Consider the following 10,866-nt stretch of genomic DNA (forward strand, 5'->3'; position numbering starts at 1 on the left):
CTGCTATCCATACCATCCAGTGGATGGAGGCGCGTTACAACATCGGCTGCAGATCAGAGGTGGATCGCAAGCAAACCGCTCAATCACTTGTGCGGCTAAGCGCATGAACTTCCGCCGCGCGGGCGCCGCATTTATCCTGCTCCCGGCTCAAGGGCTTCATCATGGTGTGCCGACTCGCCCCGGAGCTAAGCCTTCCATGCAGTTCGCGTTCCTCGCCCCGCGGCGGGTCCACCGCCCCCCCCTCCGTTGACGTTCGGACTGATGAAGTTCGTCGGCGCGCCGGCCACCCCTGCATTGCGTCTTCTGGACGAGGCGCTCAAGACCGTCTTGGTCTGGGACAAATGATACCAGGTACGGGTGAGAGGCGGTACGAACGGCGTCGCAGAGATCCGCCCTCCAGTGGCAGGAATCATGGAGGGGCGAGCTCCTGCGAGCCCGAAATCTACCCGCATTCACCCGGATTTGGTATGAGGACCGCCAACCAGCCTTTCCAGGCTATCGGCGATCCGGGGTCGCCCCGACGTGAAAGCGGCCGCTCACCCGACGGGAACCGGCTCGGGCTCGGGGGCGGTGTGGCGGAGGCCGTGCCGTTCGGCCAGGGACTCCAGGACGGTCAGCACCTGCTCGATGTGCCGAGGCTCGTGCGTGCTCATGTAGGCGGTGCGGATGATCGCCTGGCCGCGCGGGACGGCCGGGAACACCGCGGGCAGCGCGAAGATCCCCAGTTCGAACAGCTCACGGGAAAGCCGGTAGGCCTTCATCTCCGAGCCGACCGTGATCGGCAGGATGGGCGAGCCGGAATAGCGCGTCGAGAGGCCGATGCGGCGGTAGCCCTCCCACGCCAGCCGCGTGTTGCGATGGAGGCGCTCGACCCGCTCCGGCTCGCGCTCCAGGATCTCCAGCCCGGCGAGCGCCGCCGCGACGCAGGAGGCCGGCAGCGCGGCGGAGAAGATCAGCGGCCGCGACTGGTGCCGGATGTACGTCAGCGCGTCGGTGTCGTCCGAGGCGATGAACCCGCCGATGGAGGCCAGGGCCTTGCTGAACGTGCCCATGATGAAATCCACGTCCGCCGTCACGCCGAAGTGATCGGCCGTGCCGCGCCCGCCGCGGCCCATGACCCCGAGGCCGTGGGCATCGTCGAGGTAGAGCAGGAGATTCGGGTGCGTCTTTTTCAGGGCCAGCAATTCCGGCAGGGGCGCCACGTCGCCCGACATGCTGAAAACGCCCTCGGTGACGAGGAAGCAGGCCTCCGGCTGTTTTTCCTGCGCGCCTTCCAACTTGGCCCGCGCGGAGTCGGGCTGGTTATGCCGGAAGGTCAGGAGCCGGCCGCGCGAGAAGAGGCAGCCGTCCACAATGCTCGCGTGGCTCTCGGAATCGCACAGCAGCACGTCCTGCGTGGCGGCGAGACAGTGCAGTGCCCCGGAATTCGTGGTGAAGCCGGTGGTATGCACCACGGCTTTCTTCTTGCCGATGAAGGCGGCGAGGCGTTCCTCCAGGGCCTCGTGCAGCGTCGTGTTGCCGCATAGGAACCGCGAGCCGCCGGGTCCGGCGCCCCAGCGCCGCGCGGCCTCCTGGGCGGCGGCCACCACGCGGGGATCGTGCGACAGCCCGAGGTAATCGTTCGAGCCGACCATGATCAGGCGCCGCCCCCCAACCTCCACCTCGGGCCCCCAGGACTCCGCCAGGGGCCGGAAGAAGGGATAGTAGCCGCCCTCCTTTCCCTGCCCGACCATGTCCACAAATGACTGAAACCGGCTCCGGGGCAACATGAAAAAACGCTCCCTGTCCTGTGCGCGGCCGGCTTTCGCGCCGACGCCATCGCACCTTGCTGTTTCAAAGGTACCGGTTTGCTGCTATCTTTTCAAAGGAAAAGGGGCCGCACCAGAATACCATGGGCTTGCCGGCGGAAAAAATGGGCAACGCAGGCGCGGACTTGCGCCTGGCCTGCGTCCTGCACTGGTTTCCAAAACCGTCCGAGACCTTTATTTTCGACGAAATGACGGCGCTGGGCCGGTGGACGCCCGACCTTCGCCTCTTCACGCTCTACGGCCGCTGGCGCGGCCCTCTCTCGCCGGACATGCCGCCGGACAACCTTCCGGTCACCCGGCTCGGGACGCGATCGGCGGCGCATCTGATCCGCGATGTCCTCTTCTGGGTCAGGCATAACGGCCGCGAGGCGCGACGCCTGTGGCGGACCGTGCCCTGGCGCCGGTGGAGCGATCTCGAGATGGCCGGCGAGAACCTCTGGGCCTTTTTATGCGGGTTTCGCATCGCCCGGCTCGCCGGCGACGCGGGGCTGACCCACCTGCACGCCCCGTGGGCCAACGGACCCGCGACGGCCGCCTGGGTGGCCTCGCGCCTGGCAGGCATCCCTTTCAGTTTCTCCGGGTGGGCCGGCGACATCTTTCCGCCGGACGGCGCGCTAGCCGATAAAATCCGCGACGCCGCGTTTATCCGCAGCCCAAGCCGGACCTTTGCGCCCCACCTTCAGCGGCAGGCCGGGACGCACGCCGGCAAGATTCACGTCATCTATAACGGCCAGGATCCGGCCCGCTTCACGCCCGTGGACGTGCGCCTCCAGCCGCCCCTGAAGCTGCTCGCCCTCGGCCGCTTCGTCCGCAAGAAAGGGTTCGAGCAGGTCCTGCTGGCCGCCGCGGAGTTGAAGAAGGGAGGCACTGCTTTTCACCTGACCGTCGGCGGGGATGGACCCGAGGCCGGCCGGCTGAAGCGCCGGGCGCGGGAACTGGGAATCGAGGACGCGGTGCGTTTCCCCGGATTCGTCCCGCGGGTCGCGACCGGCGGCCTGTTCCGGGAAAGCGATATCCTGGTCATGCCCAGCGTGGTGGACCCGGCCGGCGACCGGGACGGGATCCCCAACGTCGTGCTGGAAGCGCTGCTGCACCGCGTGCCGGTCGTCGCCACCGATGTCGGCGGCCTCGCCGAAGTGATCTGCGACGGCGAGACCGGCGGCCTCGTGCCGCCCGGCGATCCGGCCGCGATCGCGGCCGCCGTGCGGCGGCTCGCGGCGGATCCCGAAGCGGCCCGCGCCATGGCCGAGCGCGGGCGGCAGTTGGTCCTGCGCGAATTCAATCTCGATACCAACAGCCGCGCGCTCCTGGACCTGATCGCCCGGCATGGGGGGCGCCCGGCATGAGCGCGGCCCGCCACGGCATCCTGGGCAAGGTCGGCCTGCTCGCCGGCGCGCACGGCTTCCGCGAGGTGCTGCAGGCGGCGTTCCTGATCGTCCTTGCGCGCCGGCAGATGATCACCTACGGCCAGTTCGCGCTGGCGATGGGCATCGGCCAGATCCTCCTGATGTTCGCGGAATTCGGTCTGAACAAGCATATTGTCTGCCGGCTGGCCCGCCGGCCGGAAACGGAAGCGGGGCTGATCTGGCAGGTGACCGCGGTCAAGAGCCTCCTGCTCGCGCTCGGCGGCGCCGCGACGTTCCTTTTCGTGCTGCTGCAGAATTTCGGCCTCTCGCTGGGCGCGGTGATCCTCCTGCTGTCCGCCGGCGTCGGGCTGGACGCGCTGACGAGCACGTTTTACGCGCTCTGCCAGTGGCGCGGCGACCAGCGGAAGGAAGCAGGAATCCGAAGCCTCGCCGCCGCCGCGGGATTCGGATATGCGCTCGTGGCGCTGTGGATGGGCCTGCCGCCCGCCGCCCTGGCGCTGTACAAGCCGATCGAGTCGCTCGTCGCCCTCGCGGGCGGCGCCCTGTCGGTCGGCGGCGGCCGCGCCGCGCGCCCCAGCTGGCCCGGCCTGGCGTCCGTCGGCCTCACCCTGCGCGACGGGCTGGTCTTCGCGCTGATCGAGCTGGCGGCGATCCTCTACAACAAGGCCAACCTTTTCTTCCTGCAGCGGGCGGCCGGGGCGGGAGGCGTGGCGCAGTACAGCGCCCCGTGGCAGCTCGTGGACGGCGTGACCAACCTGGTCTGCGGGCTTCTGCTGGCGCGCACGCTGTTCCCGCTGTTCGCCCGGCTGCTGAACACCGACGCCGACGCCGCGCGGGCGCTGGCGCGCGAGGCCGCGCGCTGGCTCCTGCCCGTCGCCGCCTGCCTGATGTACGGGCTCGCCGTCGAAAGCGACCGGCTGATTCCCCTTCTCTACGGCCGCGCGTACACGGAGGCCGTCTGGATGCAACGCTGGCTCGCGCTCACCATCGCGATCGGCCTCTATCACAACCTCGCGGCCTACCTGATGTTGAGCCTGGGCCGCGAACTCCTGCTGCTGGGCATCTGCGCAGCCGGCCTGCTGCTCAACCTCGGCCTGTGCGTCCTGTGGATCCCCGCCCACCCGCTCGGGGGCAGCGTGGCCGCGCTGCTGGCGACCAAGTTCGCGGTCGCCCTGTGCACCGTCGGCTACGGCCAGCGGCGTCTCGGCCTCTTCCAGGCAAGGTCCATCCTGGAAACGATGGCCGCGGCGCTGGCAGGCGCGCTCCTCTATTTCGTCTTCAAGCCGACCGGCCTCCGCCTCCTGTCGGAACTGGCCGCGCTGGTCCCCATGCTGGTTCTGACGGCCGCCTGGAAACGGGGGGCGCGGCATGCCGCGTGATCGTCTCGCCCGTTGGCCCGCCCTCTTCCGCGCCGTGTCGGACCAGCCCGTGCTCGCGCTCCTGTCGGCCGGACTCGCCGCGCTGATCCTCGCCGCCGCGGTGGCCGCGTTCAGCGGCCTGCCCTATCCGCGCGTGCACGACGAGTTCAGCTACCTGCTGGCGGCCGACACCTTCGCTCGCGGCCGGCTGACGAATCCCGCGCCTCCGTTCCGGGAGCACTTCGACACGATGCACGTGCTCCAGCGCCCGACCTATCAATCCATGTACCCGCCGGCGCAGGGGCTGGTCCTCGCGCTCGGGCAGCGGCTCGGTCATCCCATCGTTGGAGTCTGGTTGAGCGCCGCCGCCATGGCGGCCGCGTTCTGCTGGATGCTGCGCGGCTGGCTGCCCGCGCGCTGGGCGTGGGTGGGCGCGATGCTGGCGGCGGCCCAGGTGGTCTTCCTCGGTCGGGAATACGACCACGGCGCGGTCGGCTACTGGAGCCAGTCCTACTGGGGCGGCGCCGTGGCCGCGGCCGGCGGGGCGCTCGTGTACGGCGCCCTGCCCCGGCTGCTCCGCGCCGGGCGACGCCGCGACGCCCTGCTCCTCGGCCTCGGGCTTGCGGTCCTCGCCCACTCTCGCCCGGTCGAGGGCCTGGTCGCGGCCCTGCCCGCCGGCGCGGTCCTGGCCCGGGCCTTCTGGCGGCGAACGATCCCCGTACGCACGGCATGGCCCCTGGCGCTAGTGCTCGTCGCGGCTGCGTGCACCATGGGTTATTACAACCATCGCGTCACCGGGCACGCCCTGAAAATGCCGATCGTCGAGCATCACGAACAGTACTGCACGTTCCCCGTTTTCCTCTGGCAGCGCCCCCGCCCCGCGCCCGAATGGACCCACCCCGTTCTCGCGGAGTTTCATGGCGGCTGGGAAATGAACCTGTACACGCGGCACTTCCCGTGGCCGAACCTCCTCCGTCAAACCGCGCTGAAACTCGCCCGGCTGTGGGCCTTCTTTTTAGGGCCGGCGCTGACGATCCCGCTGCTTTTTATGCCGTGGCGCGGCCGGTGGCGAATCGCCGGCGCCGCCTGCGCTCTCGTTCTCGCGGCCTGCCTGCTCTGCGTCCGCGCCTCGCCCCACTACTTTGCGCCCGCGGCCGCGCCGCTCTTCCTCCTGCTCGCCGCCGGCCTGCGGAGACTTCATCACATCGTGCTTCGCGGCTTCCCTGCCGGCGCGCTGCTCGGGCTCCTCGTTTTCATCGCGGCCTGGGTCCAGGCGCTGTCCGCCCTCGCCCTGCCGGACCGCGGCAACACGAGCGTGTCCCGCTTCATGAGCTTCCGCCGGGACCTCGAACGGGACCTGGCGCGCGCCGGCGGCCAGCACCTGCTGTTCGTCCGCTACGGCCCGCGGCACTCGATCCAGAACGAATGGGTGTATAATGGCGCGGACATGACCACCGCCCCGGTGCTGTGGGCGCGCGCGCTGGACGAGGAGTCCGACCGCGCGTTGCGCCGGCATTTTCAAGACCGGGCGGCGTGGCGGGTGGAGATCGACGACGATTCCGCGCGACCGGAGCTCCTGCCATGGCCGGAATGAACCCCATCAAGCATTGGCGCCTGCTGGCCGCGTTCGGCTTGGCCGTGCTGTACGGGCCTTCGCTCCTGGAATCCGCCCGGCTCGCCGCCGACCGGTACCGGTTCAACGACGACGCGCGTCATTGGCTGATCCCCTTTGTCCGCGAGACGCAGCCCGGCATTCGCGAGGACGACTACCTGGCGAATTACCGCCTCGCCATGACGCCGGTCGGGCAGCGCTGGTTCTACCGGTGCGCCGGGCGCCTGCTCGACCCCGCCGTCACCAGCAAGGTGCTGCCGCTGGCGCAGTACGTTCTTCTGATGGCCGCCCTCGCGTGGTGCGCCGCGCGGCTGGGCGGACGGGCCTGCGGCTGGGCGACGCTGGCGCTCGCGCTGTCCTCGCACGAGTTCCTCTACCGGATGGCCGGCGGCACGGCCCGGTCGTGGGCCTTCCCCCTCGTCGGCTGGGCGGCCTTCGCCCTCGTCGCGGACCGGCCGCGGCTCCTGGCGGCACTGACCGTGCTCGCCGCGGCGCTGTACCCGCCCATCGCCCTGCTCCTCGGGCTCACGCTGGCCGGCACCGTGCTGATGTCGCGCGAGCGCCGACGCGAAAAAGCTGGCCTTCTGATCCTGACGTTCCTGCTGGCGGCGGCCTGCCTCTGGTCCAGCCACACGGCGGAGTACGGGCGCCGGCTCGGCCCGGCGGATGTCGCGGCCTATCCCGAGCTCGGGCCGGGCGGCCGCTACGGATTCGAGGACCGCCCGCCGTTCCTCAACGTCGGCGCCGCGCTGGCGGACGCCTTTGGGCGTAGCCTGCAGGGTGGCGAACCGGCGTGGATAGCGCCGTTGCGCCGATGGATCATGGCCGGCTCGACCTACGGCCGGCCCAGCCTTCTCCTCGTCGCCATCGCCGGGTTCTTCGGACTGCTCACGCTGGTCGGGACCGTCCTGCTGGCCCGCCGTGACGCGACCGCGCGCCGGCTCCTCCTCCTGCCGGCCGCCTCGGTCACGGCCTACCTCGCCGCCGCCCGGCTGGCCCCGGCCCTTTATTTCCCGCAACGCTACATGATTTATTCTGTTCCAGTGCTGGCCATGATCCTGCTGCCCGCCGCCGTCCGGTCGCTGGCCGCGCGCTGCCGTCCTGCCGCCGCGGTGCCCGCCATGCTCGCGGTCACGGCGGCTTGCCTGCTCCTGCTCGGCGGGCGCGGCGGGGGCGCGACGGGCTTGAGCGTGGACGCGCGCGCCGACCGCGACCTGTATGACGCGATCGCGGAACTGCCGCCGGGCGCCCTGCTCGCCGGCTGGCCGGAAGGCCCGCTGAACAACGTTCCCTGGCTGTGCCGCCGCTCGGTCCTGCTCAACCGGGAGTCGCACGAGGCCATTCACCAGGGATACGCGGAGCAAATGCGACGCCGGCTGAAAGCCGTCGTGGACGGCTGTTTCGCGACGACCTCCGACCCCCTGGATCGCTTGCACCGGAACTGGGGCGTCTCGCATCTGCTGGTGGATCTTACCCATTATGAGGAAGATGCGCCGATCTATTTCGAGCCGTTCAACGAGGTTATCCGGAATGCCCATGGCCGAATGAGAGCCGGCGGCAGCGAGGTGCTCCGCCAGGCGGACGCCTGTGCCGTCTTCAAGAACGGGCGCTGGATGTTGCTCGACCTGGCCCGGATGACGGGACAGCAGGACTGATTCCCAAGGTTTCAAACCTGTTGCCTCCAACGCATCGCCATGGAGACGGGCCGCCCCCGGCCCGCAGAAAGCCATGTACAGCGGCGGCCGGGTTCCCTCTCTGGACCAGGACTGATTCACAAGGAGTCGCAACGTCTTGGAACCATGCGGATCCAAAGCGCCGTCGCACCCCGATGCGCTTCGCGATCGGGGCTTGCCGGCGCACTCCAACACGCTTCGCACACGCACCTTCTGGAGTGCGGTGGCAAGGCCACTGCGGCCGCGACACCGCTCTGATGGAGCATTCAGACGGGCAAGGGTCTGAATGAAGCACATCTCCTTCATCCAACGAAGTATCCCTTTCTATATGAATCAGTTCCGTCTCTGGACAGAACAGTCAAAGTAGGTATTGCACCATCAGAGTCCGGCCCATATTATTCCTGAAGGAGGATCGGTCATGAAAACACTCCGGGCGCTGGGATTCGCGACGGCAGGCTTCGTCCTCGCGGTGCTGGTCTTTATTCTTCCCGCCGGGTACGCGCGGGCCGCGGCGGTCGAGGAGTCGCGGACGGACATTGTCCTGTTCACCTCGGGCTCCAGCGTGGGCGCCGGCGTGCAGACCGAGTTCAGCACGTGGTCCGACCTGACCGCCTTTTTCCGGCCCAGCCGCTGGAAGAATCCCTTTGCCCTGGGCGGCGCGCTTTCGTGGCTGAACTTCGGCGCGTGGAGCGAATCGCCCGGGCGCACCGCCAAGGTGTTCGCGGGCGAGGCGGTCGTCGCCGGGACGATCACCGCGGTCATCATCGCCACCAGCGACAGCGGCGGGGACGACAAGGACGAGCCGCCGCCGACCGACGGCAACACGGGCGCCTCCTACAAGGCCGGCCCGTAATTCCGCGCGCCGGCCTCATGGCGCGGCCAAGCGAACCGTTCCGCCGCGGCGGAATACTACAGCTTCAGGAAAAAAACACGGGCGGGCCAGCCGGCGCCGCCCTGTTCTGTGCCCCGGGTTTCTTCGTGCGGATAAGTCTTCGTTCTTTAAAAGACGAACCGACCACGGCCAGCGAAACCGGATTGCTTGGCGTCCGAACGATATTCTCGCTCAGCCTGTGCAGAGCCAATTTCTCGACCAGGCAGCCCTATCCGCCAGGAGTATCGACTCCCCCCGGGAGTCATACCATGTACGGGTGAGAGGCGGTACGAACGGCGTCGCAGAGCTCCGCCCTCCAGTTGCAGGAATCATGGAGGGGCGAGCTCCTGCGAGCCCGAAATCTACCCGCCTTCACCCGGATTTGGTATCAGAGCGTGTCCGCCGGGCTGACCACCCCCAGGGGCCCCTTGTTCAACACGTGGGTGTAGATCATCGTCGTCTCCACCTGGGAGTGTCCAAGCAACTGCTGCACCGTGCGGATATCCTGGCCGGCTTCGAGCAGGTGCGTCGCGAAACTGTGCCGGAAACAATGCGGCGTGAACCGGATCGTCAACCCCGCCTCCCGGACCGCCGCCCGCACGGCCCGCTGCAGATGCTGCTCGTCCACGTGGTGCCGCCGGACATGGCCCGACCGGGGATCCGTCGAAAAATCGTCCGCCGCGAAGACGTACTGCCAGCGCCACTCGAACGGCGCGTTCGGATACTTCATCGCCAGCGCGCCGGGCACTTCCACCTCGTGCATATTCGCCGCCTTGTCCGCCGCGTACTGGGCCCGCCGCCGCTCCAGCCACGCCCTCATCTCGTCCCGGTATTTCGCGGGAAACGGAACATATCGGTCCTTGTCACCCTTCCCTCCCCGCACAATCAGCCGGTTCTGGTCAAAATCCACGTCCTGCACCCGCAGGCGCAGCAGCTCGTTGATGCGCATGCCCGTTCCATACAGCAAAACGGCCATGAACCGTTCCCGACCCGCCAACCGCTCGATGACGGCCTTCACCTCCGCCCGGCTGGCCACCACCGGCAGCCGCAGTCCGCGCCGCGCCCGCTGAAAATCGGAAAAATCCCCGATCTCTTTTTTCAGCACGTGCTTGAACAGGAAAATCACCGCGTTCAGCGCCTGGTTTTGCGTGGAGGACGCCACCTGGCGCTCCTCCGCCAAGTGCTTCAAAAACGCACGAACGTGTTCCGCCTCCATCGTGGAAGGCTTCTGCCACCCGTGAAATTTCACGAACTTCAGTATCCAGCCAAGATACGCCTGCTCCGTCCGGTACGAGTAGTGCCCCACGCGCAGACACTCCCGCACTTTGTCCGCCAACGCGCCCCAGCGCACCCGGTTCTCCGCGGGGACCGGCGGGGTTGTCGCCCGACATTTCCGGAGCCCGGCGGGATGCTCACCCGGGAGTTTTCTGTCATTGACCGAATCCTCCGGGGCGCGATACGATGCAACGGACATTGGAGGTTTCGGCGGAGGTGCCGGCGCGAATGAGGGCGTTTTCACGGGGGAGTTTTGGCTTTGCCTGGTCGGGGGCGAAGGCGGGGCTTGTGCCGGCTGGCCGGGTGGCTCCAAGGACGGCGTCGCTCCCGCGTCCGGCCGCGGCGCCAGCGCTATGCCCCGAAACTGCTCGTAGTAAACCTCAAGGGCTGTCCGTGCCTGGCCCAATTGCCGATTGGTTACACTGCCCCGGCGGCTCAATTCCAGCAGGAACAGTTCGATCTCCTGCCGCCCCAGGTCGCGCCGCCGCCGCCCGGGGAAGCGCGCAAAGAAACTTCGAACCCAGGCCATGCAATACGGGATGGTCTTCTCCACCGCCCCCATCTCCCTCAACACCCTCACGTACCCCTCCGGCCATCGGGGCTCCGTGTTCAGTGGCGCCACCGCCCGTTTCCCGTCTTGACGCATATCAAACTCCTCCCCCTTTATGCTCTGCGTCAAGTAGTAGTCATAACTTGCGTATTGTCAACAGCTGCATTGACGGAAATATCAGAAAAGCCGTCGAAGTGTTTTGCTATGCATGACGGCTATTAAAATGTTCGCAAACAGATGAATAGGAGGCTAACATGAGACTCGCAGCAGATGATCGGATTAAAACGTCGGTGACAAATCACATCAGACAAAGGAGGAACACTGTGAACAGGATACTCAGGTTTTCTTTAGC

At 67.9% G+C, this 10,866-nt stretch carries 7 protein-coding genes; 5 read left to right on the forward strand and 2 right to left on the reverse strand.

The genetic code is table 11. The features are described 5' to 3' along the window. Nucleotides 1-536: 536 nt before the first annotated feature. Entirely contained in the window at nucleotides 537-1,769 is a 1,233-nt protein-coding gene (locus tag KA248_15370) for a pyridoxal phosphate-dependent aminotransferase family protein (GenBank protein MBP7831287.1), read from the reverse strand. Nucleotides 1,770-1,912: 143 nt separating this feature from the next. Between KA248_15370 and KA248_15375 the strand changes: the two genes are divergently transcribed. The 5 genes from KA248_15375 (at nucleotide 1,913) to KA248_15395 (ending at nucleotide 8,671) form a co-directional block, all read left to right on the forward strand. Then, on the forward strand, nucleotides 1,913-3,154 hold the full coding sequence (locus tag KA248_15375; protein ID MBP7831288.1) for a glycosyltransferase family 4 protein: 1,242 nt from the start codon (nucleotides 1,913-1,915) through the stop codon (nucleotides 3,152-3,154). Continuing rightward, nucleotides 3,151-4,554: an oligosaccharide flippase family protein gene (locus tag KA248_15380; GenBank protein MBP7831289.1), complete on the forward strand. Its 1,404-nt coding sequence runs from the start codon at nucleotides 3,151-3,153 to the stop codon at nucleotides 4,552-4,554. Before KA248_15375 ends, KA248_15380 begins: the two co-directional genes overlap by 4 nt. Further along, nucleotides 4,544-6,127, forward strand: coding sequence for a hypothetical protein (locus tag KA248_15385; GenBank protein ID MBP7831290.1), 1,584 nt, complete (start codon nucleotides 4,544-4,546; stop codon nucleotides 6,125-6,127). The genes KA248_15380 and KA248_15385 overlap by 11 nt, the downstream gene beginning before the upstream one ends. Then, on the forward strand, nucleotides 6,115-7,800 hold the full coding sequence (locus KA248_15390) for a hypothetical protein (protein ID MBP7831291.1): 1,686 nt from the start codon (nucleotides 6,115-6,117) through the stop codon (nucleotides 7,798-7,800). Before KA248_15385 ends, KA248_15390 begins: the two co-directional genes overlap by 13 nt. Before the next feature lie 436 nt (nucleotides 7,801-8,236). Beyond that, a complete protein-coding gene (locus KA248_15395) occupies nucleotides 8,237-8,671 on the forward strand; it encodes a hypothetical protein (GenBank protein MBP7831292.1) in 435 nt (144 codons plus the stop codon). Nucleotides 8,672-9,077: 406 nt separating this feature from the next. On the opposite strand, the gene KA248_15400 is transcribed toward KA248_15395, so the two are convergent. Next, on the reverse strand, nucleotides 9,078-10,163 hold the full coding sequence (locus KA248_15400; protein MBP7831293.1) for an integron integrase: 1,086 nt from the start codon (nucleotides 10,161-10,163) through the stop codon (nucleotides 9,078-9,080). Between the last annotated feature and the right edge of the window lie 703 nt (nucleotides 10,164-10,866).

Source organism: Kiritimatiellia bacterium (assembly GCA_018001225.1).
Classification (GTDB): Bacteria; Verrucomicrobiota; Kiritimatiellia; order CAIQIC01; family JAGNIJ01; genus JAGNIJ01.

Bases quoted from the DNA above. Each gene is read 5' to 3' on its own strand.
- KA248_15370 (MBP7831287.1), bottom strand. From the start codon at position 1,769: ATGTTGCCCCGGAGCCGGTTTCAGTCATTTGTGGACATGGTCGGGCAG.
- KA248_15375 (MBP7831288.1), top strand. From the start codon at position 1,913: ATGGGCAACGCAGGCGCGGACTTGCGCCTGGCCTGCGTCCTGCACTGG.
- KA248_15380 (MBP7831289.1), top strand. From the start codon at position 3,151: ATGAGCGCGGCCCGCCACGGCATCCTGGGCAAGGTCGGCCTGCTCGCC.
- KA248_15385 (MBP7831290.1), top strand. From the start codon at position 4,544: ATGCCGCGTGATCGTCTCGCCCGTTGGCCCGCCCTCTTCCGCGCCGTG.
- KA248_15390 (MBP7831291.1), top strand. From the start codon at position 6,115: ATGGCCGGAATGAACCCCATCAAGCATTGGCGCCTGCTGGCCGCGTTC.
- KA248_15395 (MBP7831292.1), top strand. From the start codon at position 8,237: ATGAAAACACTCCGGGCGCTGGGATTCGCGACGGCAGGCTTCGTCCTC.
- KA248_15400 (MBP7831293.1), bottom strand. From the start codon at position 10,163: ATGTCCGTTGCATCGTATCGCGCCCCGGAGGATTCGGTCAATGACAGA.